Annotated in this window: 20 protein-coding genes; 16 read left to right on the top strand and 4 right to left on the bottom strand. The window is 69.4% G+C overall.

Going from position 1 to position 25,952, the window contains the following annotated elements; translation table 11 throughout:
* The first annotated feature begins 1,161 nt into the window (after positions 1 to 1,161).
* The 12 genes from WME85_RS11550 to WME85_RS11605 all read left to right on the top strand — a co-directional run bounded on the left by WME85_RS11550 (position 1,162) and on the right by WME85_RS11605 (position 14,223).
* Positions 1,162 to 1,728: a hypothetical protein gene (locus tag WME85_RS11550; RefSeq protein WP_436626593.1), complete on the top strand. Its 567-nt coding sequence runs from the start codon at positions 1,162 to 1,164 to the stop codon at positions 1,726 to 1,728.
* Between the two features lie 62 nt (positions 1,729 to 1,790).
* Complete coding sequence (locus tag WME85_RS11555) at positions 1,791 to 3,032, top strand: methyltransferase domain-containing protein (protein ID WP_437309174.1); 1,242 nt, start codon at positions 1,791 to 1,793, stop codon at positions 3,030 to 3,032.
* Positions 3,029 to 5,422, top strand: a complete 2,394-nt coding sequence (locus WME85_RS11560; protein WP_437837643.1) for a SpoIIE family protein phosphatase — start codon at positions 3,029 to 3,031, stop codon at positions 5,420 to 5,422. Before WME85_RS11555 ends, WME85_RS11560 begins: the two co-directional genes overlap by 4 nt.
* A gap of 24 nt (positions 5,423 to 5,446) precedes the next feature.
* The gene (locus WME85_RS11565; protein WP_012234413.1) at positions 5,447 to 6,364 is read left to right on the top strand and encodes a slr1658 superfamily regulator; all 918 of its coding nucleotides are present in this window, start codon (positions 5,447 to 5,449) and stop codon (positions 6,362 to 6,364) included.
* A gap of 48 nt (positions 6,365 to 6,412) precedes the next feature.
* Positions 6,413 to 7,402: a PP2C family protein-serine/threonine phosphatase gene (locus tag WME85_RS11570; protein ID WP_437289759.1), complete on the top strand. Its 990-nt coding sequence runs from the start codon at positions 6,413 to 6,415 to the stop codon at positions 7,400 to 7,402.
* Positions 7,402 to 7,893 carry an ATP-binding protein gene (locus tag WME85_RS11575; protein WP_233561296.1) on the top strand — a complete coding sequence of 164 codons (492 nt, stop codon included), beginning with the start codon at positions 7,402 to 7,404 and terminating at the stop codon, positions 7,891 to 7,893. Before WME85_RS11570 ends, WME85_RS11575 begins: the two co-directional genes overlap by 1 nt.
* A gap of 34 nt (positions 7,894 to 7,927) precedes the next feature.
* A complete protein-coding gene (locus tag WME85_RS11580) occupies positions 7,928 to 8,338 on the top strand; it encodes a hypothetical protein (RefSeq protein ID WP_020734190.1) in 411 nt (136 codons plus the stop codon).
* A gap of 33 nt (positions 8,339 to 8,371) precedes the next feature.
* Positions 8,372 to 9,742 carry an STAS domain-containing protein gene (locus WME85_RS11585; RefSeq protein WP_437837645.1) on the top strand — a complete coding sequence of 457 codons (1,371 nt, stop codon included), beginning with the start codon at positions 8,372 to 8,374 and terminating at the stop codon, positions 9,740 to 9,742.
* A gap of 527 nt (positions 9,743 to 10,269) precedes the next feature.
* Positions 10,270 to 10,764 (top strand): MarR family winged helix-turn-helix transcriptional regulator, encoded by a 495-nt coding sequence (locus tag WME85_RS11590; protein ID WP_437837647.1) that lies wholly within the window; start codon positions 10,270 to 10,272, stop codon positions 10,762 to 10,764.
* A gap of 17 nt (positions 10,765 to 10,781) precedes the next feature.
* Positions 10,782 to 11,720 (top strand): 3-keto-5-aminohexanoate cleavage protein, encoded by a 939-nt coding sequence (locus WME85_RS11595; RefSeq protein ID WP_437837649.1) that lies wholly within the window; start codon positions 10,782 to 10,784, stop codon positions 11,718 to 11,720.
* Positions 11,717 to 12,502, top strand: a complete 786-nt coding sequence (locus WME85_RS11600) for an enoyl-CoA hydratase/isomerase family protein (protein WP_437837651.1) — start codon at positions 11,717 to 11,719, stop codon at positions 12,500 to 12,502. Before WME85_RS11595 ends, WME85_RS11600 begins: the two co-directional genes overlap by 4 nt.
* A 158-nt stretch (positions 12,503 to 12,660) precedes the next feature.
* The gene (locus tag WME85_RS11605) at positions 12,661 to 14,223 is read left to right on the top strand and encodes an acyl-CoA carboxylase subunit beta (protein ID WP_437842273.1); all 1,563 of its coding nucleotides are present in this window, start codon (positions 12,661 to 12,663) and stop codon (positions 14,221 to 14,223) included.
* Between the two features lie 318 nt (positions 14,224 to 14,541).
* On the opposite strand, the gene WME85_RS11610 is transcribed toward WME85_RS11605, so the two are convergent.
* On the bottom strand, positions 14,542 to 16,050 hold the full coding sequence (locus tag WME85_RS11610) for a hypothetical protein (protein ID WP_437837653.1): 1,509 nt from the start codon (positions 16,048 to 16,050) through the stop codon (positions 14,542 to 14,544).
* 121 nt (positions 16,051 to 16,171) lie between these two features.
* On the opposite strand from WME85_RS11610, the gene WME85_RS11615 reads away from it, so the two are divergent.
* Together WME85_RS11615 and WME85_RS11620 are read left to right on the top strand one after the other, a co-directional pair.
* A complete protein-coding gene (locus tag WME85_RS11615; protein ID WP_437837655.1) occupies positions 16,172 to 16,888 on the top strand; it encodes a thiamine phosphate synthase in 717 nt (238 codons plus the stop codon).
* The gene (locus tag WME85_RS11620; RefSeq protein WP_437837657.1) at positions 16,885 to 17,487 is read left to right on the top strand and encodes a hypothetical protein; all 603 of its coding nucleotides are present in this window, start codon (positions 16,885 to 16,887) and stop codon (positions 17,485 to 17,487) included. The genes WME85_RS11615 and WME85_RS11620 overlap by 4 nt, the downstream gene beginning before the upstream one ends.
* Before the next feature lie 114 nt (positions 17,488 to 17,601).
* On the opposite strand, the gene WME85_RS11625 is transcribed toward WME85_RS11620, so the two are convergent.
* Positions 17,602 to 18,597: an ATP-binding protein gene (locus WME85_RS11625; RefSeq protein WP_437837659.1), complete on the bottom strand. Its 996-nt coding sequence runs from the start codon at positions 18,595 to 18,597 to the stop codon at positions 17,602 to 17,604.
* Positions 18,598 to 18,731: 134 nt separating this feature from the next.
* Between WME85_RS11625 and WME85_RS11630 the strand changes: the two genes are divergently transcribed.
* Both WME85_RS11630 and WME85_RS11635 read left to right on the top strand, forming a co-directional pair.
* On the top strand, positions 18,732 to 19,775 hold the full coding sequence (locus WME85_RS11630) for an NAD-dependent epimerase/dehydratase family protein (protein WP_437837661.1): 1,044 nt from the start codon (positions 18,732 to 18,734) through the stop codon (positions 19,773 to 19,775).
* Between the two features lie 93 nt (positions 19,776 to 19,868).
* Positions 19,869 to 21,377 (top strand): phenylacetate--CoA ligase family protein, encoded by a 1,509-nt coding sequence (locus WME85_RS11635; RefSeq protein ID WP_437837663.1) that lies wholly within the window; start codon positions 19,869 to 19,871, stop codon positions 21,375 to 21,377.
* A gap of 17 nt (positions 21,378 to 21,394) precedes the next feature.
* Here WME85_RS11635 and WME85_RS11640 read toward each other — a convergent pair whose 3' ends face one another.
* Both WME85_RS11640 and WME85_RS11645 read right to left on the bottom strand, forming a co-directional pair.
* Positions 21,395 to 24,058, bottom strand: a complete 2,664-nt coding sequence (locus WME85_RS11640) for an SUMF1/EgtB/PvdO family nonheme iron enzyme (protein WP_437837665.1) — start codon at positions 24,056 to 24,058, stop codon at positions 21,395 to 21,397.
* 98 nt (positions 24,059 to 24,156) lie between these two features.
* Positions 24,157 to 25,542, bottom strand: coding sequence for a YecA family protein (locus WME85_RS11645; RefSeq protein ID WP_437837667.1), 1,386 nt, complete (start codon positions 25,540 to 25,542; stop codon positions 24,157 to 24,159).
* Between the last annotated feature and the right edge of the window lie 410 nt (positions 25,543 to 25,952).

Consider the following 25,952-nt stretch of genomic DNA (forward strand, 5'->3'; position numbering starts at 1 on the left):
GCGTGTCAAGCCTGATCTCGCTGGGCCGACTCCAGCGGTTCATGAGGCCTGGAGACGCGCCTCGATCGGCGCAGTCCCCCTCCCCTACACGACGCCTGCGCACACCGCGGCTCGCGCCACTCGCGGGAGCCTCGCGCGGCCCCGTCCGCCCGATACAGCGGCCGAGGGCGCGACCGCTCGCGGCCGAGCGCGCTGGCAGGCTGCGTCGAGGAGGGCAGGCTGCGTCCAGGAGGACGCCCCGCCCGTCGTCAGTCGCGGCGCCGGCGCCGGCGCCCGCCGCGGAGCGTCGCGGCAGCGGCGCCTCGCGGCCGCGATCCTCCGGTGGCGCCTGGGCGCGCTCGATGACGGAGAGATGGAGCATGCGTATCGGTGGAGCCCGCTCACCCATCGAGTGGGCCGGCGCGGCGAGCAGAGGTGACCAAGGGGGCGAGCGCCTGCGGAGCAGCGGACACGTCCAGCGCGCGGGAGCCCGCGCGTCCCGAGCGGCGAAGCCAACGCTGAACGGCCGAGTAACCCGTCGTACTTGCTTGCTAATTTCGAGCGAACGCAGCTGCGCTGACCGCCGGTGAGGCGGCGCGAACACGCGTCCGTCCGCGACTACACACCGGAGCGGGAGTGCAGATTCACGTCTTGCGTCCGGTCACGAGAAATGATTGACAGACGCGAGCCCGCCCCGACTCTTCCTCGTCGCTCACAATCCCTTGCTCCCGGGCGCGGCGGCGCGGGGGATCGTACCGCCGTCGTCGCGGCAGGGGCAATGGTGTAATATGAATTACACCCTGAGCAGCAGGTCAGGAGGGGGGGCTCTGGAAAACTGACCGTGCCGTGCGCCGGGGGCGCCCGGGGTGCTGCGCAGCGCGGATGCTCTGGATTATGCAGAGGATCCTCGGTATCACCGACCGCCGCGCCCCGGGCCGGGCCGATGCCTGAACACAAGCGCATACATGAAAGTCCATGTAGTGTTTTTTTCCAGTGTCATTCGTGTTACAGCCATCCTCTGCAACGTGGCATGAGAGGTGCCCGGGTGCTGTGCTCGGCCCGGTACGGCCGGCAACAAGGTTGGGGGAAACGTGCAGGAGGCCGCGCGTTCCACTCGACGGGGCGCCCTCGATCCGGGTAGTCTACCTATGGCTCTCCTGTGACCCAATCGTCGAGGCTCTGATGTCCGTTTCCAAGCAGGCCGACACGGCTCCGACGCTGCGACCGGCCCCGGTTGCCAATCTAACCGGAATGATCATCTCAGCGAACTTCTCCGCATCCGGTTTCAGCAAGCGTTGGAGCCATTGCCATCAACTCGCAAACTATCTTGCCAGGTTTGCGAGCGCAAACGAAGGGGACGCCGAGCGTTACGCGACTCTGCTCTCTACGTTCTTCAACGAGCTCATCGAGGCAATCTACCGTAACCACGAGCGTATAGGCGACATCACTCTCACCTTCCAGCGCCAGCAGGACCGCATCGTGGTGCAGGCGGAGGTCCCCGTCAACGACGAGAGCCTCCAGTTCTACACGCATGCAGCCGAGCTCGTCAATCAGCCGGACCCGATGGGCTGGTATCGCGAGCGGCTCGAGCACGACGCGACGCAGGAGGAGATATGCTTGCTGGGGCTGCTCGAGCTGGCGGTCGTCTACGGATCCAGGCTCAATATCGATAAACCCAAGAATGGAAACTTGTTGAACCTGTCGATCGAGTTTCCATTCACTGAGGTAGATGAGACATGTGCGCTGTAGCTTCTTACGAGTCCGTAGTGCCCCCCTCGTCTTCCGGGGAAATCTCCTCGTGGCGCTCGTCTGTGAGCTTCAGCATCCGCGTCGACGAGGACGACCAGCAGGTCGCCTTCGCCGGGATGCTGCGGCCCTTCATCGGCGACCACATGAAGGCCATCCGGGCGACGCTCGAAGCGGCGGCGAAGAACGCCAGAGCAGAGCTGTGTCTCGACTTCAAGCGCCTCAAGTACATGAACAGCATCGCGTTCCTGGAGATCAACAGGTTCGTACGCTGGGCTGTCGACGCGCGCCCCAACCTCAAGATAAAGCTCATCATCTCCAGCGTCATCCCCTGGGCCATCCGCAAGTTCCAGGTGATAGAGCAGCTGTATCCGAACGTCTCCGTCGTCATCTACGACAAGTCGCTCTACCCCATCCAGCAGGTGATCGAGGACGAGGACTTCCTCAAGGTGCTACGCACCCAGGAGAAGATCGTCTGGGAGCACGAGCGGTCGATCATCTCCAAGCACGGGCTGCTCCCGGGGATGCGGGTCGCCGACATCGGGTGCGGGCTGGGCGACTTCGGCATCCGGCTGAGCGACGAGTTCAAGGTGGAGTACGTGCTCGGCATCGACCACTCCCGGGCGTTCCTGCGCTACGCCCAGTCGGTCGCGAAGAGCCTGAGGCTCGACAACGTCGAGTACCAGTACGGCGACGCGGCGGCCCTCCTCCTGCCCGACAACTCGTTCGATTTCGTGTCGTGCCGGCTGGCTCTCCAGGTCTTCCACATGCCCGAGCAGATCATGCAGGAGCTCGTCCGCATCTGCAAGCCCGGGGGGAGGATCTACATCACCAACGAGATGATGTCATGCACGACCGGCTACCCTGAGCAGGACGTGGTCCGCATGGGCTACGGCCGGTTCCTCGAGCTGAGCCGCATGGTCGGTATGGACTTCGACATCGGCGTGCGGACGATGGAGATCCTCGAGGACGCCGGGCTGGAGGACACGAAGGGGAGCCTCATCGCGATCGACAACATGAACACGGATCGGGGCGACTTCGCGAAGGTGGTCGAGAGCTGGATCGTCTCGACCGCGAACGTCGCCGAGACCGCGCGCGCCGAGCCCCACATCCACCAGGACATCACGACCGGCCTGAAGGCGCACATCAACGCGATCTACAGCCCGAAGGGCTACGCGTCGTGGCCGATCTACGCCGGCTCGGGCCGCAAGCCGCTCATCGACAAGTACGATACCGATCGCTCAACCCAGCGCGGGAAGGGGCGCGGCGGCGCTGAGAACGGCTCCGGAACGGGAGAGTTTCGGTGAGCGACGTCCAATCTCCGCAGGACCCGCGCAAGGGCCCCGAGCTGTCCGGCGTGTTCGCGAGATTCAAGAAGTTCAACACGAAATTCCTGCTCGTGACGGGCTTCAGCGTGCTGATCGGCGCGCTGCTGAACGTCGTCATCGCCCGCCAGGGCATGCACACGCTGAGCGGGAAGTCCGCGTACGAGATCGAGTCGGGCCTGAACGCGGCCAACCGCGAATACCTCACGAACCACCTGGCCGACAAGGCGCAGCACACGAACTTCGTGCTCGGCCAGGCCTACGCGGATCTCGAGATCCTGTCGGGCATCGCCCAGACGATGATCGACCGCGGAGATGAGCTGAAGCCGCTCTTCGAGAAGGCGGCCACGATGCCGTTCTTCCACGACGACCTGGTCTACAACCCGGAGGGGAACTGGTACCAGAACCGGCCTGATGAGCCCACCGGGGTGGCCGTCTGGGGCTACCTGGGCAACAAGGGCACGATCTTGCCCGAGGTGCAGGCCTCGGTCGACGACACCTCGCTGCTCAACCTCGTCCTGCCGGCGTTCAAGAAGTACGGCTCCGACAAGCTGCAGGTCTATTACGTGGGCCCCCACACGGCGCCCTACGTGCGCGTCGCGCCGTGGGCCGACATGGGGTCGAGCTTCGACAAGCTGTACCCGGGCCACAACGAGAAGAACTGGTACGACTTCTTCTTCCCGAACCTCGTCGAGAGCTGGGGGAAGTGGATCAAGGACCCCGAGCAGCTGAAGAAGCTCAAGTCCACGATCACCGTGCTCGCGCCCTACGAGGAGTCGGCGGGCGGCGGCATGGTCATCACCGCGTTCCACCCGCTGTGGAACAAGGAGCGCACCGCGTTCGCCGGCGCCACCGCGCTCGACCTGACCCTCGGGCAGCTCATCGAGTCGATCAAGGACGTCCGGCTCGCCCAGTCGGGCTTCGCGTTCCTCGTGCAGTCGGACGGCAACGTGCTCGCCATCAACGAGGCCGGCGCGGGCGTGCTCCGCCTCCGGTCCGACTCCGGGGGGCAGAAGTCCGAGGGCGTCGCCGCCCTCCAGCGGCACCTCAAGGACAGCTCGGAGCCCGCCGTGGCCGCGCTGTCGCTGCCGCAGAACGAGAGCATCGACTACCACGAGATCAGCATCGGCGGCGAGGCTCACATCATCGCGCTGCAGCAGCTCGCGGGCGTGAACGGGTGGAAGGGGCCGGGCGCGGACATCGCCCGCGAGAACTGGACGCTCGCGTTCGTCGTGCCGAAGAAGGAGCTCTATGCGTCGCTCGTCGCGGCCCAGGCCGCGATCGAGCAGAGCCGGACGAGCATCGTGACGCAGCAGGTGGTGGCGACGATCGCGTCGCTCCTCGTGCTCATGATCGGCGTCTACCTCGTGTCGCGCCGGATGACGGGCACGCTCGTCGCGCTGTCGTCCGGCGCCACGCGGATGCGGGAGGGCGACTACGGCGTCCGCATCGAGGTGAACTCCGCGGACGAGATCGGGCAGCTCGGCGTCGCCTTCAACGAGATGGCGAGCGAGATCGAGGCCTACACGAACAACCTCGAGGAGCTCGTCGGCGAGCGGACGCGGGCGCTCGAGAAGGCGAACGAGGAGATCAGCGAGCTGAACGCGAAGCTCGCGCAGGAGAACATCCGCCTCGGCGCCGAGCTGAACGTCGCGCGCCAGCTCCAGCTGATGGTGCTCCCGGCGCCGAGCGAGCTCCAGGAGATCCCGGGCCTCGACATCGCCGGCTACATGGCCCCGGCCGACGAGGTCGGCGGGGACTACTACGACGTGCTCCGGAGCGACGGGCTCGTCAAGATCGGCATCGGCGACGTCACCGGCCACGGGCTGGAGAGCGGCGTTCTGATGCTGATGGTCCAGACGGCCGTCCGGACGCTGCTCGCGGCCAACGAGAAGGATCCGAAGAAGTTCTTGAGCATCGTCAACAAGGTCATCTACCAGAACATCCAGCGCATCCGCTCGGACAAGAACCTGTCCTTGACCCTGCTCGACTACAGCGACGGCCAGCTCCAGCTCACGGGCCAGCACGAGGACCTGATCATCGTCCGGAAGGACGGGACGCTCGATCGTGTCGAGACGATGGGGCTCGGGTTGCCGATCGGCATCGATCTGGATATCAGCGACTTCATCGGCAGCATCGAGGTGGCGCTGGAGGCCGGGGACGTGGTGACGCTCTTCAGCGACGGCATCACCGAGGCAGAGGACTCTTCAGAGGAGCAGTACGGCATCGACCGGCTGTGTCAGGTGATCTCGCGGAACCACGAGAGAAACTCCAAGGAGATCAAGGACGCTATCATCGAGGACGTCTTGGCGCACGTAGGCTACAACAAGATCCATGATGACATTACGGTACTTGTCATTAAGAGGGTATGAGCAAGGGGGAGACTGGGCATTACCATGAGCGAAATCATCGGCGTCTACTCTTTAGACGATTCGTTCAGCGAGCACATGTCGCTGACGTTGTACCCCGACTCGTTCGCGGTGAGATGGAGCCTTTGTAACCTGACGGCGAATTTCATGGCCGAGTACTTCGGCGAGCTCTTCCCGGAGATCGACGGTGAAGACAGGCTCATCAGCCGTGACGAAGTCTCAGGCGCCATCGGGTACGTCCTGAACGAGCTGGTCGAGAACGCCGTCAAGTTCAATCAGCACGGTGACATCACCGTGACCGTCGGCATCGGGCGTGAGGATCTGGTGTGCCTCGTCAGCAACCAGATCACGAACGCCGCTGTCCCCTCGCTCCGCGAGAAGCTCCTCGAGCTCACGCAGGAGGACCCTGGGGAGCTCCTGCGGCGGCAGGCGGAGGCCAACGCCGAGGACGCAGAGAACGCCGGCTCGGGGCTCGGCTATCTCATCATCATGAACGATTATGGTGTCAGTCTTGGATGGAAGCTGGACCCGATCTCGGTCAACAGCTTCAGCATCAAGACGATGGCCAGGATTCCTATTTTGAACGAAAGGTCGAGAATGGAAATCAAAGGTGGCAACTACCGGGTTTGGTACGATCCCTCCGAGGTGGTGGTGTACCTGGAAGGCATCCTTCGTCTTGGCGGCACCACCGAGTACGCCCCCATCGAGGAGCTGCTCGACAAGGTCCTGGCCACGAATCCTCCCACCATCACGCTCGACGTCAGGGCCCTGAACTTCCTGAACAGCTCGGGGATCAACGTCCTCTACAAGTTCGCGATCGCCACCCGGAAGAAGGGCGAGCTCCAGCTGATCGTCCGCGGGTCGAAGTCCATCCCGTGGCAGGGCAAGTCGCTGCCGAACCTCAAGAAGTTCAACCAGAACTTCGAGATGATACTCTGTGATTGAGAGCGGATGGGAGCTTCCGTCCAACCCGAATCGCGTCCAGGTCGATCCATGACTGCACCCAAGGACCTCAGCTCGATGCACTCCAGAGGCTTCATACAGAAGCAGAACAATCTGGATGCCATCAGGGCGATCGTGAAGGAGCGGCAGGCGTGGAACACGCTGCTACGCGACGAGGGGAACTTCACAGACTTCATGGAGCGCTGCAACGCGCTCCTGGAGTACGTCGATAAGCTGAAGCTCGACTTCGACGATCTCTCCCTGGTGCACGAGGCGATCCTGGAGCACGCGACCAGCATCGAGAACGAGCTGGAAGGGTACAACCGGGCCATCGACGACGACCTGGCGGTGGCGCGGCAGGTGCAGCGCGCGCTGCTCCCCGAGGCGAGCGGCGCCATCGCCTCGGCGTTCGACATGGCCATCTTCCACAAGCAGCTCGCGCAAGTGGGAGGGGATTACTACGACTTCTTCTATCTTCCCGGCGAGCGCCACGCGATCGGGGTTTACGATATATCGGGTCACGGAGTATCGTCGGCGCTCATCATGGCGTTTCTCAAAGCCCAGTTCGCCCACGCCACCAAACGGCTCGACAGCCCGGGGGCGATCGTGGACTGGGTGAACCGGAGCGCCTACTCGTTCCTCCGGGAGGTCCGCCGGTACGCGACGGTGAACTTCGTCATGTTTACTGACCGATTCCTCCGCTACGTGTCCGGCGGAGGCTACGGACTCCTGGTCCGTCGAGGCACGCCTCGCTCGTTCAATCGGGTGAGCAATTTCATCGGTCTTCGCATCAAGCCGTTTCACGAGTTCGAGCTGCCGTTCGAGGAGGATGACGTCCTCGCCTTGTACACAGACGGGATGTTCGAGGCGCAGGACGCGAGCGGGGAGATATATTCCGTGCAACGTCTCAACGAAATCGTCGTCAAGCACAGCGAGGAGCCGGTGCAGGTGATCCTCGACCGGTGCATCGAGGACTACACGCGGTTCCGAGTGGCGGACGCCGACGACATCACACTGATCATCCTGCGAAGGTGCGCCTGATGAAGCCCGAGAAGAATCATTCGCAGACGTCGGTCGGTGCATCGATATACATATCTCCGATCGATCACATCACGGGCGACGTGGCCGGCCTGCTTGCGAACTTTTTGGACGCGTTGCTGGTAAGGTTCTATCCCAGACGGATCTGCCAGAAGGTCAACGTGGTGGTCACCGAGCTGGTCACCAACGTGATCCAGCACGGGACAGAGCGCGAAAGCGAAGTCCGGCTCGACCTGAGCATCGACCCGGACCGGCTACTCATCAAGGTTTCTAACCGCGTTACGCCGGAAGAATACCGAACCGTCAAGGCGGTATTCGACGAGATCTTCGCCGCGGAGGACCCGAGGGAGCTCTTCGCCAGGACGGTGCGCGAGCGGCGCAACGACCGGCGCAGGGGCGGCCTCGGCCTCATTCGGCTGACAGCAGAGAACAAATTCCATCTCTCGACGCAGTACGTCGATGGAATCCTCGTCGTCCAGGCTACTTTCCCTTGAAAAGGCTGCGTATGTTTTCCACGAAAGGTCGCGTATGAAGGCTCTCAGCTATGGAGAAATCACGGATGGCGGGCTGAGCGTCTTTCAGTCGGTCGCCCGGCTCGATGACGACAACCGCCTCGTCCTGACCTTCGAGGGCGCTATCCGGATCGACAACCCGTACCGGTACCTGTCCAGCTACCTCGACGAGCTGGCGCGAGTCCTCCCGCAGCACCCGATCACGTCGACCGTGATGGACTTCGTGAAGATGCGGTTCTGCAACTCGAACGGCTTCTACGTCATCATGGACATCGTGGACGCCGTGTACAACCTGGTGCCCGGCCGGGTGACCGTGCGGAGGATCCTCGACGACGACTGGCAGCACGAGACCCTGCCGATCTTGCTCAACCTGAACGAGGAGCACGTGGCCGCGCGGACGACGTTCGAGGACGTCAAAGAGCCGTAACCGTGGGGTGTGGGCTGCTGAAGACGACCGGCCATGCGCGCACCTGCGAACGAAGCGGACGTGGAGAGGTTCTTCGCTGTATGCCCCGATCCGCTCTGTGTTCTGCGGATCGACGGGTCGTTCCTGCGCGTGAGCGGCGCCTGGGAGAGCACGCTCGGCCTGGGGAGCGAGGATCTGATCGGCCGGGATCTCCTCGACTTCGTGCATCCGGACGACGTCGCCGCGACCCGGGAGCAGATGGATCGGCTCCGGCAGGGGCCCGTCACGCTCGGGCTGGAGAACCGCTGCAGGAGCAGGAGCGGTCTCTACGTGTGGCTGTCGTGGTCGCTGCTCTCGGTGCCGGGCGAGGGGCTCATCTACGCCTGGGCGCGCAACGTGGGGAAGCAGAAGCGCGTCGAGCGGGCGCTGATGCAGCGGATCGAGACGAAGATGCTCGTCGCGTCGATCTCGTCCCACTTCATCAACGTGAAGCTCGCGGACATCGACCGCGGCTTTCGGTCGGCGCTCGCGGAGCTCGGCAAGGCGCTGCGCGCCGACAGGACGAGCCTGTTCCTGCTCTCGGAGGACGGGCGGCGGTTCCTGAACACGCACGAGTGGTGCGCTGAGGGGATCCCGTCGCTGCTCGAGGAGCGGGCGGTCGTCTCGCGGGACGTGTACCCGTGGCTCGTCGAGAAGCTGTTCCGCCTCGAGGTGTGCGACGTGCCGCGCGTGGCCGACCTGCCCGAGGAGGCCGCGAGCGAGCGGAGGGCCTTCATGGAGCGCGGGATCGCGTCGCTCGTGCGGATGCCGGCGGCGTACGCGGGCCGGCTCGTGGGCGTGGTGGGCATCGACGCGGTGCGGTCGAAGCGCGCGTGGGACAAGAGCGTCCGGGCGCTGCTCCAGGTCGTCGGCGAGATGTTCGCGATCACGCTGGAGCGCATGCGCGCCGAGGAGTCGCTGCGCGCGGTGGTCGAGCAGCAGGAGTCGCTGCGCGCGGTGATCGAGCGGCAGGAGTCCGCGATCGAGACGCTGTCGACGCCGATCATCCAGGTCTGGAACAGCGTGCTCGTGCTGCCGCTCGTGGGGAGCATCGATCGACACCGGGCGACCGAGATCACGGAGAAGCTGCTGCACACGATCGTCGAGACGAAGTCGCGGTACGCGATCGTCGAGGTGACCGGGGTCGAACAGGTCGACTCGACGACGGCGCAGCACCTCATCAGCATGCTGCAGACGATCGAGCTGCTCGGCGCGCAGGGGGTGGTGGCCGGAGTCCAGCCTCAGGTGGCGCAGACGGCGTCGTCGCTCGGGATCGATCTCTCGTCAGTGCAGGTGCACCGGGACCTCCAGGAGGCGCTGCGGTGGTGTATCCGGGAGATCCGGGCGGACGGGCGGCGGGGGAAGCGGCGGGCCAAGCAGGGGTAGGGCCGCGTTCCGAGCCGGGCGGCCCCCGGAGAGGGAGCTCGTCGCGCCGCGCGGGGACGGGCAGAACTCGCGTGGGACGCCCTGTGCCCGACGTGCTGCGCACGCCGGACACAGGGCGTAAATTGCGCTCAAACATCAGCCCGTCCCCGCGCCGCGCGACGAGCTCCCTCTCCGGGGGCCTGACGTCAGTCGAGGGGCGGTGAGAGGTCGAACGCCAAGCCCGTCCCCGCGCCGCGCGACGAGCTCCCTCTCCGGGGGCCTGACGTCAGTCGAGGGGCGGTGAGAGGTCGAACGCCAGCCCGTCCCCGCGCCGCGCGACGAGCTCCCTCTCCGGGGGCCTGACGTCAGTCGAGGGGCGGTGAGAGGTCGAGCGCCAGCACATCCTCGCGCCGCGCGCCCTCGAGCCTGACGGCGAGTCGGGGGTGAGCGGCAATGCACCCGCTCGACGGTTGAGTGCGTCCACACGGTACGAATGCGGCGGAGCTTGACGCGAGCTTCGGGAGCGAATATTTCGTACACGAAGCATCGTGACTGCAACCCTGCCGCCGCCGGAGAGGCCGGAGATCGACGCGATCGTGGAGATGATCATCTATCTCTACACAGAGTCGCGCCGGCTCACCAAGGGCATGGCGAGCGGGTTCGGCCTCACCGGACCACAGCTCACCATCCTCAAGCTGCTCGAGTCCTTTCAGGACCTCTCGCTGTCCACGCTGTCGGAACGGATCCGGGCGCAGAACAGCACGGTGACCGGGATCGTCGACCGGATGGAACGGGAAGGGCTCGTGCGGCGCGAGCGCTCGAAGGCCGATCGGCGCGTCGTACACATCCGGCTCAGCGACAAGGGAGCGCGGCTCGCCCGCGACATCCAGGTGGAGCCGATGGAGATCTTCCGGAGCGCGCTGCTCAGCCTGAGCTCGACCGACCTGCGCGACCTGCTCCGGATCCTGACGAAGCTGCAGCGGCAGGTGGTCTCGCGGGTAGGACAGGGCGGGCAGAAGAAGAGCGACGGCGACGGGACGTGAAAAGGGAGGCAGGCGCCATGAGAGAGAAGCCGACGTTCACCGGGGAACCGAGGAATCCGAACGAGCGAGATCCCGATATCTGCGTGGTGACCTGCGCGCTGTCAGGCGTGCTCGCCAGCCGCAAGCAGTGCCCCGCGATCCCTTACACGCCAGTCGAGATCGCCGAGGAGGCGAGGCGAGCCTACGAGGCAGGGGCGGCGGCGGTGCACATCCACGCGCGCAACGACGACGGCTCGCCGACGTTCTCGCCAGCCGTGTTCGCGACGATCAAGGAAGAGGTGCGCCGGCGCTGCCCGGTGATCCTGAACTTCTCGACAGGCACCATCCTCGAGGACGTCAGCGAGCAGTGTACGTACATCCGCGAGAGCCGGCCGGAGATCGCCGCCCTCAACATGGGCACGATGAACTACTCGAAGTACTCGCGCGCCCGGAAGAGCTTCGACTTCGACATGGTGTTTCCGAACACGTACGCGAAGATCGGAAAGCTCCTGGCCGCCATGAACGAGGCCGGGGCGAAGCCCGAGCTCGAGTGCTTCGACACAGGGCACACCCAGGGCGTGTGGCCGCTCATCGACATGGGGCTCCTCAAGCCGCCGCTGCAGTTCTCGTTCATCGTCAACGTGCTCGGCGGCATCCCAGGGCACGTGGAGTCGCTCCAGCTCCAGACCAGGATCATGCCGCCCGGCTCGGAGTGGGAGGTGATCGGGATCAGCCACGGGCAGTGGCGCATGCTGGCCGCGGCGCTCGTGCTCGGCGGCAACGTGCGGTGCGGGCTCGAGGACCACTTCTACCTGCCGAACGGCGAGATGGCGCGCAGCAACGGCGAGCTCTGCGAGGTGGCCGCGCGCATGGTGCGCGACGTCGGGCGCAGGCCGGCGACGGTCGAGGAAGCGCGGCAGATCCTGGGGCTGCGAGGGGACGACGCGCCCGCCGCGGCGGCAGGGGCGGCCTCGTGACGGCGCGCGCGTACACGGTCGTCCAGGCGGCGTCCGGGGGAGGCGTCCTCCGGCTCACGCTGAACAACCCGTGGCGCAAGAACGCGATCGGGCCGGTGATGGTGAGCGAGCTGCTCCACGCGCTCGAGGCCGGCGCGGCGGACGAGGCGGTGCGCTGCGTGGTGCTGACCGGCGCGGGCGACGCGTTCTGCGCAGGCGGCGACTTCGCGCAGATGTCGGGCGCGGAGGGGGCGCCGCAGCCGGAGGCGAAGGGCGACTACGCGGACCTGCTGCTCGCCCTCGCGAACTCGAGCAAGCCGATCGTGGCGCGGGTGAACGGGCACGCGCTGGGCGGCGGGCTCGGGCTCGTGGCGGCGTCGCACTTCGCCATCGGCGCCCGCGGCGCGAAGCTCGGGACGCCCGAGATCAACGTGGGCCTGTTCCCGATGATGATCATGGCGGTGCTGCAGCGGCACGTGAGCCGCCGCAAGCTGCTGGAAATGATGCTCCTCGGGCAGCGCCTCGACGCCGACGAGGCCGTGCAGTGCGGCCTGCTCAACAAGGCGGTGGAGCCGGACGCGCTCGACGCCGCGGTCGGCGAGGTGACCTCGACCGTCGCGGGGAAGAGCCCGATCGCGGTGCGGCTCGGGCTGGAGGCGTTCGCGGCGCAGGACGATCTCGACCTCGAGTCGGCGCTGCCGCTCCTGCGCGAGCGGCTCGCCGGCTGCCTGGCGACGGACGACGCGCGCGAGGGGCTCATGGCCTTCCTCGAGAAGCGGCAGCCCCGCTGGTCGGGCAAGTAGGCGAGCGGGGCGCGTGAGAGCTTTGCGGAGGACGGGAGGGCGCCGCAGTCCGCGGCGCTCGCTGGCGCTCGGTTGACGGCGCGCCGCTCGCCGCCGCGCGCCACGGAGGCGAGGCGCGCGGGGGCGGCGAGGCGCGCAGGATGAGGTGGCCCGTGAATATGCGAGAGCTCGTGAAGGACCTCGAGGCCCGCCGGGAGCAGGTGCGGCGGATGGGCGGAGAGGAGCGGGTGGCGAAGCAGCACGCCCGCGGGAAGATGACGGCGCGGGAGCGGCTCGCGGCGTTCTTCGACGACGGCGTGCACTTCGAGGTCGGGATGCACGGCACGCAGATGGGGCTCGCGGCCGGGGCCGACGGGAAGGACCGGCCGCCAGCCGACGCGGTGGTGTGCGCGTTCGGCAAGGTCGACGGGCGGATGGTGTGCGCGGCGGCGTACGACTTCACCGTGAAGGGCGGGAGCATCGGGCACACGGGCGAGGAGAAGGTGACCCGGCTGCGGCAGATGGCGCTCCGCGGGCGCTGGCCGATGGTGTGGTTCATCGACTCGGGCGGGGCGCGCATCGATCCCGGCTCGATGCACCCGGACAGCATCTCGCTGTTCGCAGGGTCGGGGCACCTGTTCCGCGAGCAGGTCCACATGAGCGGCGTGGTGCCGCAGGTCGCCGCGATGGTGGGGCCAGGCGCCGCGGGGACCGCGTACATCCCGGGGCTCGCGGATTTCGTGCCGATGGTCAAGGACGTCGGCTCGCTGGCGCTCGGCGGCCCGCCGCTCGTGCGCGCGATGACGGGCGAGGACATCTCGGAGCAGGAGCTCGGCGGCAGCAAGGTGCACGCGACGAAGAGCGGCGTCGGCGACGCGGAGTACGCGAGCGACGAGGAGTGCATCGCGGCGGTGAAGCGGTACCTGTCGTTCTTCCCGTCGAGCTGCGATGACGATCCGCCGCGGCTGCCGGTCACCGATCCGGTCGAGCGGCGGGAGGAGTCGCTGCTCGACCTCCTGCCGGAGAGCCCGCGGCGCGCCTACGACATGCTGAAGCTGATCGACGCGATCGTCGATCACGGCGAGCGGCTCGACCTGAAGCCGCGGTGGGCACGCTCGATCATCACGTGCCTCGCGCGCATCGGCGGCCAGCCGGTCGGCGTCGTGGCGAACCAGCCGAGCCACATGGGGGGCATCCTCGACGTGGACGCCTCGGACAAGGCCGCGCGGTTCATGCAGATCTGCGACGCGTTCAACATCCCGCTCGTGTTCCTGCAGGACGTGCCAGGGTTCATGATCGGCTCGAAGGTCGAGCACGAGGGGATCATCCGCCACGGGGCGAAGATGCTGCACGTGATGGCCGCGGCCACGGTGCCCAAGATCACGGTGGTCGTGCGGAAGGCGTACGGGGCCGGGTATTACGTGATGTGCGGGCGCGCGTACGAGCCGGACCTCATCGTCGGCTGGCCGACCGCGGAGATCAGCGTGATGGGGCCGGAGGGGATGCTCGGGATCGCGGCGAAGAAGATGTTCGGAGACGCGCCGCCGCCGGCGGAGGTGAAGCAGGGGATCGTGGACATGATCCAGAAGAACATCGACGTCATGAAGGTCGCCGGGTGGGGGCTCATCGACGATGTCATCGATCCGCGGGATACACGCAGGGCGATCGCCTGGGGGCTCGAGCTCGCGCGGAAGAAACGGGTGGAACGGCCCGAGAAGAAGCGGGGGATCATCCCGGTCTAGGACGGAGGGAGCGCCGAGCCGCACCGGCCCCCGGCGAGGGTGCTCGTCGCGCGGGGCAGGGATGGGCTGAACTCGCCTGGGACGCCGTGTGCCCGACGTGCTGCGCACGCCGGACACACGACGTCAAATGGGCTCAAACATCAGCCCATCCCCGCCCCGCGCGACGAGCACCCTCGCCGGGGGCCTCTCGATGTCGATGCGCCGCTCCGTGAGAAGAGGGCGGTGAGGCGTTGTCAGCGGCGCGGCTCGAGGACGACGCTGTGAAGCTCACGCCGTCGACGTGCTGCGAGGGGGGCGACGACGGCGCGAGCGCGCCGGTCAGTCGGCGTCGTCGCCTTCCTGTTCGGCCTCCGGCTTCGGCGTCTGCACGGCCCGCGGGGCGGCTGCATAGAACGGCTCCGGCGCGCTCTTCACACGAAGGAGCGTCGCGCTCGGGGCGGTGACCGTCGCGGTGTAAGCGTCCAGATGGAGGCCGGTGCCAGGCTCGTTCGCGTGCAGCGTGGCCGTGACCTCGTAGAGACCCTCGCGGGCAAACGTGTCGGCCGGACACACCTCCCGGAGAAGGAGCGAGACGTCAACCGACGCGCCCGCCTTCAACGTCCTGTACATGTCGCGCGGAATCGCATCCGTCGGCGGGGCCGCCTCGCACACCGTCGTGCCATTCGGGCCGGCGACGTGGAACTCGAGCATCCGCGGCCGGATGGCGACGGTCATCGGGCGCTTGCCAGCATTCCTCGCCGTCACCCGGACGACGATCGAACGCGGACTCGACGCGTCAGACCAGGGCTCGCTCCTGAGCTCCAAACGAGGCGCGTTGGCGTCCACGATCGGCTCGGCCGACGAACCACCACCATGACCCTCGCCCGACGACGCAGGCTGCCCAGCTCCCGCGCCAGCAGCCTTGTCGGCCGAAGGCTGAGCAGCCTTGTCGGCCGGAGGCTGAGCAGCCTTGTCACCCGAGGGCTGAGCCGTCATGTCGGCCGAGGGCTGCGCTGGCCGGTCGCCCGCGGGCGGCTCGGCGCCGCCAGCCTCGTCCCCGGCAAACTCCTTCCTCGCCGGCAGGCCGTAGCTCAGCACGAGCGTCGGCGCCGCGAGCCCGGTCGCCGGGGCGAACGCCGGCGGATCGTCCGTCGACTCGGCGGCAAACGGCGGCGCGGGCGCCTTTCTCGACCACTTGGGCGGCGGGCCCCAGCCATACCAGGCCCTCACCACCGAGCCGCCGGCGAGCGCTGCTTCATCCTTGCCAAAGCAGAGCAGGCGCGGGTCGAAGTGCTCCATGTACGACTGCCCGGGCGGGAGCAGGAGCGCGCGCCGCTCCGGGAAACCGCTCGGCTTCAGCCCCGCAGGCGCCGCGCAGCGCACCGTCTTCTTCGTGCGCTTGTTCAGCGTGTCGACCTCCAGGCGCAGCAACCGCACGTCCGCCGGGATGCGCATCGGGCGCTCCCCCGCGTTGTCGATCCGCAGCGTCCACGGCCCCTGCGGCGACGGCGCGATGAGCCAGACGCGCGCCGGCGCAGGCGGCGAGGGCGGCGCGGGCTCCTTCTTCTTGGCGCTCGCCTTGGGCGCGCCCGCAGTCGCCCTGGGCGCGCTCGCGTTCGCCTTCGGAGCGCTCGCCCCGGGCACAGCGACGCCGGCCCCTGTAGACGGGGAGGCGGCGCCAGCCTTCGGCTTCTCTGCCGCCGCGGCGGAGCCCGGCTTCTCTACCTGCTGCGCGGGGCTCGACTTCTCTTCCGCGAACGCAGGGCTCGACGCGAGCCCCAGCGCGGCCGCGGCGATCGACGCGGCGGACGTGAACAGACTGGCGATCCGGACGAGACGTGTGCGCATGGAGGATCCGTTCGGGAGCGAACGCTTCCGCTTTCTTTCTGGGGGCGTCAACCTTAGCGTAGCCAGCGCGCCTGGCCTCCTTCGGGGCGCCCGGGCGCTCTCCCTCGCTCGAAGCGTGGTCATGCGCGGCCTGTACCCCATCGTCGACACCGACTCGCTCGCGCGCCGCGGGCTCGATCCGGCGGCGTTCGCCGAGGCCGTCCTCGACGCGCGCCCCGCGGCCATCCAGCTGCGCGACAAGCGGGGCGGAGCAGCCCGCACGCTCTCGCTCCTCCGCGCCATCCAGCCGCTCGCGGCGCGCGCGGGCGTGCCGCTGTTCGCGAACGACCGCGCCGATCTCGCGGTGCTCGCGCGCTGCGACGGCGTGCACGTCGGGCAGGACGATCTCCCGGTGCCGGCCGTGCGCGCGCTCGCGCAGCGCACCGGCGCCTCGCTGCTCGTCGGGCTGTCCACCCACACGCCCGCGCAGCTCGAGGCCGCGCTGCAGGACCCGCTCGCTCCGCTCGATTACGTCGCGGTGGGGCCGATCTTCGCGACCTCGAGCAAGGAGCGCCCGGACGCCGTGGTCGGCCTCGAGGGGCTCGCGTCGCTGCGCGCCATGGTCGAGCGGACGCGGCCCGGGCTCCCGCTCGTGGCGATCGGGGGCATCACGCTGGAGAGGGCGCGAGACGTCGGCGCGCTCTGCTCGGCCGCGGCGATCATCGCCGCGCTGCTGCCCGAGCAGCACACGCCCGCCTCGCGCGCCCTCGAGGAGGTGAGCGCGCGGGCGCGGGCGCTCACGGAGGCCCTCGCGCAGGCCGTCGCACCGGCGACGCCGCCCGGAGAGAGCGCGCGATGAGCCTCACGCTGCTCGCGGCGGCCGCCGCGGCGGTGGCCGCGACGGTGGGCTACATGGCGGCGCGCCGCGAGCGCGAGGAGCAGGCAGGGCAGGGCGGCGAGGAAGAGCAGGAGCCGGCGCGGTCCCCCGACGACGCGCTCTGGGACGAGCTGCCGTTCGCGCTCGGCGACGTCGTGCTGGCCGGCACCGAGGAGCGCTGGCTCACGGGCGCGATCGTCGCGCGCGAGCGCGGCGAGCTCGTCGCCGCGCTGTTCCTCGCGCCCGAGGGGGCGGCGCAGGGCGCGGTGGCGGCGTTCCCCGCGCCACGGCGCGAGATCCTGTGGCTCGCGCCCGTGGCGGTCGACTCGCCGCACGAGCCGCCGGCGACGCTCGAGATCGCGGGCATGACCCTGCGCCGGCGGGCGCGGCTGCCCGCGGCGCTCGCGCGCCTGGGACAGGGCGCGCCTCCGCTGGGCGACGCTGGGATCATCGCGCTGTACGAGAGCGGCGGGTACGACGCGGCCGTGGTGCTCGCGACCGAGGGGCGGATCCACGCCTGGGCCGGGCGGCGCATCGAGGAAGGCGGCTACGAGCGGCTGGGCGGCGGCGGCGAGGGCTGACGCTGGCCTCTCCAGGCCGCGCGCGGCGCTCGCGGCGACGGCCGCCGCGAGCGGGTGAGCGACGGCCACGGCTGACGCTGGCCCTCATGCCTCGCGGGGCGCTCGCGGCGTCCGTCAGCCGATGACGCTGCGCAACTCCGCGATGAGCGACGCCATCGCCAGGCTCGGCGAGGCGTTGCGCTCGAGGTGCGCCACGGCGCGGGAGACCGCCGCGTAGCGCCTGGCCGAGAGGCCGGCGCGGCGCGGATCGGCCTCCACCGCGGCGCGGGCCTCGCGGGCGAGCGCGGCGTTGAGCGCGCGCAGGTCGTCCTTGAGGGCGCCCTTGTCGCGGTCCACCGACTCCGCGAACGCGACGGCGGGCCCGAGATCCCGGGCAGCAGCGGCCGCGAGGATGCTCTTCACGAAGGCGTCGCGCGAGGCGGTCTGCTCCTCGTCCGCGAGCTCGAGCGCCGTGGAGGCGCTGCCCGCGGCGAGCTCCACGGCGAGGTCGTGCCGCTCCTCCGGCACGCCTTGCTCGCGGAGGATGCCGCGGATGATGGGCTCGGAGAGCGGGGCGAAGCGCACGGGCAGGGTGCGCGAGCGGATCGTGTTGAGCAGGCGATCGCCGCGCGAGGTGAGCAGGATGAAGTGCGTGCCGGACCGCGGCTCCTCGAGCGTCTTGAGGAAGGCGTTCGCGGCGCCGACGCTCAGGTCCTCGGCGTCGCGGACGATGAACACGCGCGCGCGCCCCTCGTGCGGCGGGTACGAGGCGTGGGCGAGCACGATGGCGCGGACCTGGTCGACCGAGATCTCGGTCAGCTCGTCGCGGCTCCGGCCGATGACGGCGGCGGGGTAGAAGTTCTTCGCGACGATCTGCACGTCGGGGTGGAGCGGCGACGCGGGGCGCCCCGGGGAGCGCCCGGCCGCGCGCCGGCAGGCGTCGCAGCGGCCGCAGCCGAGCGGGTCGCCCGCGGTGCACAGGAGCGCCTGCGAGAGCGCGACGGCCGCGAGCTCCTTGCCGACGCCGGGCGGGCCCTCGAAGCGGTAGGCGTGGTGAACGCGGCCCGTCTTGAGCGCCCGCACGAGCGTGCCGACCGCGGTGTCCTGGCCGAGGATGTGGGAGAACGGCACGGCCCGCTATCTAGCACGGCCGCGGCGCGACCTGGTCCGGGCTCGAGCGCGCGAGGCCGCTCGGCGGCGTCAGCCTGCCGCACCACCGCTTCCTCGTCGTCCGCATTGCGCGCGGCGGTGGTAGCTTGCCGCGCATGCGCGTCCTCGTGCTCGGCGGCACCCGCTTCATGGGTCATTTCCTGGTCTATCGCCTGCTCGCGGCGGGCCATCAGGTCACGCTCCTGAACCGCGGCGTGACGCCCGACGCGTTCGGCGACCGCGTCGCGCGGGTCCGCTGCGACCGCGCGGCCGGCGGCCTCGAGCAGGCGCTCGGAGGCCGCGAGTTCGACGCCGCCGTGGACTTCACCGCGTACACGGCCGCGGACGGCCGCGCGGCGGTCGGGGCGCTCGGCGGCGGGCGCGTCGGCCACTACCTCATGATCAGCACGGGATCGGTGTACCTCGTCCGCAAGGGGTGCCCGCGGCCGTCGCGCGAGCGCGATTACGACGGCCCGCTGCTCCCGGAGCCCGCGGACGAGGCAGATCGCGCGGCGTGGGTCTACGGCACGGACAAGCGCGGCTGCGAGGACGTGCTCGCGGCCGCGTGGCACGAGCACGGCTTCCCCGCGACGGTGCTGCGCATCCCGATGGTGAACGGGGAGCGCGATCCCTACCGGCGCCTCGAGCGCTACATCGCGCGCGTGCTCGACGGCGGCCCGCTGCTCGTCCCGGACGGCGGCGAGCACCCGGTGCGGCACGTGTACAGCGGCGACGTCGTGAGGGCGATCGCGCGGCTGCTCCTCGTGCCGTCGACGTTCGGCCAGGCGTACAACCTCTGCATGGAGGAGACGCCGACGCTCTCGGAGCTCCTCGCGCTCGTCGCCGAGCTGCTCGGCGCGCCAGCGCGCCTCGTGCCGGTCACCTCGGCCGCGCTCCGGGACCGCGGCGTCGATCCGGTCGCGATGTCGCCGTTCAGCGATCGCTGGATGTCGCTGCTGGATCCCGCGAAGGCGCGGGCGGAGCTCGGCTTCCAGCACACGCCGCTCCGGCGCTGGCTGGAGACGGTGATCACATCGCTGCTCGCGAACCCGCCGTCCGAGCCGCCGCCGGGCTACGAGCGCCGCGCCGAGGAGCTCTCGCTCGCGGCGTCGCTCGACGACGCGCGCGCGGCGGGTACGGGGAACGCCGGCCCGGCGTGAGGTAACCTGAGCCGCGGCGAGGCGGCGGGACGGGGGTGCCTTGCGCCGTCCTCAAGCCCGCGGCGGAACACCTGAAGGAGGGGAGATCTCGCGATGCAGGAGGAGCAAACCAGGCGGGTCTTGGCGGCCATCGACGCCTTCCTGAGCACGCCGCTCGACGCGGCGCTGTCGCGGCACCGCGAGGCCGATCCAGCGGCCGGCGCGCTGTCGCTGTTCCACGAGGTCGCCGCGACGGTCCCTGCGTACCGCCGCTTCCTCGACGAGCACGGCGTCGATCCGGCGGCCGTCCGGACCCCGGCGGACTTCGCCGCGCTCCCGGTGATCACGAAGCAGAACTACGTGCTCCGACACCCGATCGCGGACCTGTGCCGCGGCGGGCGCGTCGAGTCCTGCGACATGATCGCGGTCTCGTCGGGGTCGACCGGCAAGCCCACGTTCTGGCCTCGCGCTGTCGCTGACGAGCTCCCGGTCGCCCGGCGCTTCGAGCAGGTGTTCCACGACAGCTTCCGGGCCGACGCGCGCCGCACGCTCGCCGTCGTGTGCTTCGCGCTCGGCTCGTGGGTCGGCGGGATGTACACCGCCGCTTGCTGCCGTCACCTCGCGGCGAAGGGGTATCCGATCACGGTCGTCACGCCGGGCAACAATAAAGAGGAGATCTACCGTGTCGTCCTCGATCTGGGGCCGGCGTTCGATCAGGTCGTCCTGCTCGGCTACCCGCCCTTCCTGAAGGACGTGATCGACACGGGCCGGGCGCGGGGGGTCGACTGGGCGCCGCTGCGGATCAAGCTCGTGATGGCCGGAGAGGTGTTCAGCGAGGAGTGGCGGAGCCTGGTCGGCGAGCGCGTCGGGTCCACGGCGCCCTGCTACGACTCGGCGTCTCTCTACGGGACGGCGGACGCGGGCGTCCTCGGCAACGAGACGCCGCTCAGCGTCGCGATCCGCAGGTTCCTCTCTGGCAGGCCCGACGCCGCGCGCGCCCTCTTCGGCCAGGACCGGCTCCCGACGCTGGTGCAGTACGACCCGGCGGTGCGGTACTTCGAGCAGCGTGACGGGACGCTCCTCTTCACGGGCGACAACGGCGTCCCGCTCATCCGCTACGCGATCCTCGACACAGGGGGAGTTTACGCGCACGCGGACATGATGGCGGCGCTCGCCGGGTTCGGCTTCGACCCGCGGCGGGAGCTCGACGGGGAGCGCGGCGCGCGCGAGCTGCCGTTCGTCTACGTGTTCGGCCGCTCCGATTTCACGGTGTCGTATTTCGGGGCGAACATCTATCCGGAGAACGTCGTCGTCGGCATCGAGCAGCCCGGCGTGAAGGAGTGGGTGACCGGGAAGTTCGTGCTGGAGGTCCGCGAGGGCGCGGACCGGGACACGTACCTCTCGGTGGTCGTCGAGCTCGCGCCGGGGGAGGGGGAGAGCGAGGCGCGGCGCGAGGAGGCGGCGCGGTCGATCGAGGAGCACCTCGTCCGGTTGAACAGCGAGTTCAGGAGCTACGTGCCGGCGGGGAAGCGCGCGCCGCGGGTGACGCTGAGGGCGGCGGGGGATCCGGAGTACTTCCCGCTCGGGGTGAAGCACCGGTACACGCGCAAGCCGGGGGGGTGAGCGCCTGACGTCAAAAATCAGTTCCGGCGGCGGGTGGGGGCTGCGCAACGGAAGCCGACTATCTCGTATCGACGCCTGGCACTGTACCCGCTTCGGCTCGCCGAGCGCAGTTGCTTGGGCTCGTCAATGATCGATCCACCCCTCACCACCCGGGTGCCGGCGCCAAGACGACGGACCATCGTCTCTTGGTGCCGGCCGACTGGCGCCTCTCCGCCCAGCTCCCGATACTCGTCCCAAGTCCACTCCCATATATTTCCGTGCATATCGTAAAGGCCCCACGGGTTGGGCTTCTTCCGACCAACCGGGGCCATGGGCGCAGCCGAGGCTCCCCTGTATTCACGGTACCACGCGAACTCCTTCAAGCGACGCTTGCTATTGCCGAAGAAATATCGAGTCGTCGTACCAGCGCGGCACGCATATTCCCACTCGGCCTCTTCCGGTAGCCGAAAGCCGTCTGCGTCCTCGAGCCATACTAGGCTATCTGGAGACAGCATGTAGCACGGCTTCCTTCCTGCCAGTCGGGAGAGCGCATTGCAGAACTCGATGGCGCCTTCCCACCTGATGTTTACGACCGGTCGATCGCGTACATCTTTCTCGGTGTCGAGGCCGAGCACTGCCGAATACTGTCCCGCTGTGGTGGGGGTGGCGGCCATGACAAATGGTGCGACATCCACTTTGCGCTGGGGCCTCTCGCCCTTGTGGGCCTCCGTGTCGTCATCCGGACTTCCCATGAGGAACGCGCCGCCAGGGATGTCCACCAGCGGTAGCAATGCTTCAAAGAAAGCGCTCTGATACGTCACCTTCGGTGCTCGGAGCCTTCCGAGCCTCCTGACGAGGAGGCAGCGGAAGCTCCCGCGCTCCTGAAGCGGCCCCTCGTCTGGTCCGGGAAGTGGATGCTTCGGCCACGATGCGCTCCAGTCCCCGGATACGACTAATTGCTCTCTGTTCACTTCGATGTCCACGGCGGTCAACTCCACCGGACCTTCTACACGCGTCGCTCGCGGCTCCAGGATGGCTTGTCCGATCGCATCGCGAACAGGACCACCTTCCTTCAGGTCGCGCCAGACAGCCCACGCGAGGCGGTCCTGCGCCGGCTGCGTGCCTGCTGTCGCCACCAACGGTGCCCCTGGTGCCCCTATCTCGCTCTCCGCCGTGTTCTCGGTCGCCTCCCGCGGCACCCCGTCCTCGCTCTCCGCCGTGCTCTCAGTCGCTTCCCGCGGCGCCCCGCCCCCGCTCCCCGCCGCGCCCCGCAGCGCCTCGCAGAACGACGCGACATCCGGAAAACGCTCCGACGCCTCGAACTCGATCGCCCGCTCCAGCACCTTCCGCACTGCGTCGCTGCACGGCAGCCGCTCGAGCACCCGCCCCGGATACCGCATCATGATCGGCGGCAGCTCCGCCCCGTGCAGGCAGAACGCCGCCGTCATCCCGAGGCCGTACACGTCCGCGCGCGCGTCCGCGTCCTGCGGGCGGTGCATGAGCTCCGGCGCCGCATAGAGGAAGGTCCCCATCGCGCCGCTCTTCGTGCCCCCCGTCGTGTCGCGCGCCCAGACCAGATCGAAATCCGTGAGCCGCGGGGTACCCTCCGCGTCGAGCAAGATGTTCGCCGGCTTCACGTCCCGGTGCACGAGCCCCCGCCCGTGCGCGAACGAGAGCGCCTCTCCAGCGCGGAGGAGCATCGGCACGACCCGCTCCGCCGGCAGCCGCTTCCCGATCACCGCGCTGTACACGTCCTCGCCCTCGACGAGCTCCATCACGAAGTAGTGCCAGCCGCCGTCCTCGCCCTTCGGCTCCAGGATGCGCACCACGCCGGGGTGGTCGAGCTCCGCCATCGCGCGCGCCCCCCGGAAGAACCGCTCTCGCCGGCCCTCGTCGCCCGCGAGGTTCGGGTGCAGCACCTTGATCGCCACCGGCTGGTCACTCCGCCCCGCGTCGAGCGCGCGCCACACCGTCGCGAACCCCCCGCGGCCGATCCGCTCCAGCAGCAGGTACCGGCCGTCGCTGAGCTCCTCGCCCACGTGCAGCTGGCCGCCTTCCCGGCGCCTGCGCCGGAGGCCGACGATCTCCTCGTCCACCTCGACCGTGCTCGCCCCCGCGGCCTGGAGCCTCACCCGCCGCTTCTGCGCGGCGGCGATCTGCCTGTCGATCGCGCGGATCGCCTCCTCCGCCTCGCGCAGCGTCGCGGCGAGCGCGCCCGTCATCGCTGGCCTGGCGAGCGCCGCCTCCGGCCGCGCGCTCGCGGCCGCCTCCTCCACCGCCGCGCGGATGCCCCGGACCACGTCCCGCCACGCCTCGTCCGGGTTGGCCCAGCTCGTCACCGCGCCGCCGTCCCGCGGCAGCGCCTGGAGCTCCGCCAGGGCGGTGCCCTCCCAGTCGCACGCGCGCACCACGACGGGCACCACGCGCGCCGCCCCCTGGCGATGCCGCTCCAGCGCGGCGCCGAGCTCCCGCTCGTAGCAGCTGTCCGAGGCGAGGAACGCCTCGCTCACCAGCAGCAGCACCACCTCCGCGGCGGAGAGCTCCGCCGCGATCGACTCGTCGCGCGCCGCGCCGGCGCCGATCCGGCCGCGGTGCCACGTGCTCACCAGGCCCTGCCGCTTGAGGGCGGCGAGGTGCGCCTCGAGCGCCTCGAGGTGCGACCGGTCCGCGGGAGCGTAGGAGATGAAGACGTTGACCGCCATGCGCTGAGGGCGTCGCGGCGGCGGCGAGCTCGCTGCGTCTCGGCCGCCCGCTCCGCGACGTCCAGGCTACCAGAGGCCTCGCCCGGTGGCCTGGCCGCTCACGCGGTCGTCCCGCAGCACCGCTTGTACTTCTCGCCGCTCCCGCACGGGCAAGGGCCCTTGCGGGACGGTCCTTCCCGCCGGGGCGCCTCGATCTTCGGGTGGTAGTGCTCGCGGAGCGGCGCGAGCAGCCGCATCGTGTCCTCCGGCGACCAGCGGGCATGGACGAGGCGGATGAACTCGCGCGGGAGAAAGAGCTGCTCCGGCTCGGCGCGCACCGTCCAGGGGATGAAGAGCATCATCAGGGCCATGACCTCCGGATCGTCGACGAACGACTGCCGGGTGTTCACCGGAAGCGCCATCGCGAGCGCGTCGGGCACGTCTCCCTCGCCCTCGAAGCGCAGCGGGTCGCCCGCGGCGAGCCCGCGGGTGAGCGAGACGGCCATCCGCGCCCCGAGGCTCCGCTGCACGGTGGCCGCTGATTCGGGCTCGTCGAACGCCGCCTCGGCGGTGCTCTGGAAGAGGGTGAGGAGCGACTCCGGGAAATGGGCCCCGGGGAGATCCCGCCGCGCCGACAGCACCTTCCGCACCTCGGCGCGGAGCCTGGCATGACCCACGCCGAGCGCGATCAGGCTCCCGGCGCTGGTCACGAGCCGGAGCTGCGACGCGGCCTCGTCGAACGCCGTCTTGCAGGTGCGGAGCTGCGCCTTACCGACCTTCGCGACGCCCCAGAAGCCGCGCAGGGCGAGGGCGACGCTCCCCTGGCGCGAGGCGCCCCACGCGAGGCAGGAGCTCGAGAGATCGAGCTGCTCCGGGAGCGACTCGACGAGCGCGCGACCGTCCATGAACGCGAGGACCGCGAGGTGCCCGATGGCCCAGAACAGGTCCCAGTACCGCCGGAGCACGGGCGTCAGCGCTCGCTTCGGATGCTCGATGCGGAGGAGCGCGCCGCGCAGCTCGTCGAGCTCGGTCACCGCGCCGAAGAAGGCGCGCAGGAACTCGAAGCCGAAGAGCGGCTGGAAGGCCGAGATGCCCACGAACTCCTCGCGCGACAGGTCCGGGCCGGCGTGGAAGATGCGATCGACGAGCTGCGCCGTGTGCCCCTTCGGCCCGGCGAGCGCGCTCGCCGCGGCCATGCGCGCGCGCAGATCCGCGACCTTCTCGTTGAGCCCGTCGAGCTGCCCGCGGGTGATGACCGGGAGGTCGCCCGCGCGCATCCCGGCGCCGAGGCAGGTCACGAAGCGACCTTCGCGCGTGACGACGAGGAACGGCCCGCGCGCGGGATCGTCGAGCGAGATCGCGACCCGCTCCGCGCCGTCGGGGAGCTTGCTGCAGCGGAGGAGGTACTGGACAAGGCCGTGATCGCGGTAGAGCGTGAGCGCGAGCTCGACGTGAGGGAGCGAGACGCGATCGAGCCTGGACAGGAAGTGATGTTGATGTCCCACGGTCGCGGGCGGATCCTATCGCGGACGACCGCCCGAAGCGGCGCCGGCGCTCACCGGCCCGGTGGCCGTGGCGGCGCCGGACCCAGAGGCAGGCGGCGACGAGCAGCGCCGCGCAGCCCCCGCAGAGGGCGTGCCGGCGTGGCTCGGACATCGGGCCGTCCTCCCGCACCGCGCGGAGAGCCCCCTCCCCGAGGGCCTACGAGGGGCGCGGATCCAGGGACGAGCTCGGGGACCGTGTGCTGGAGCCACAACGCTTGATTCCTGCGGTCGGGTCGCCGCAACGCTTGCTGCAAACCTTGCGACGGCGACTCGGGAGCCGAGTCGGCGATTTCAACGCTTGAAGGTGTCGGCTCGGCCCGCGAGCCGCCGCTTTCAAGGCTTGCGAGCGCTCGCTGGGATCCCCGAAACCC

This window comes from Sorangium sp. So ce1153 (assembly GCF_051521595.1).
GTDB lineage: Bacteria > Myxococcota_A > Polyangia > Polyangiales > Polyangiaceae > Sorangium.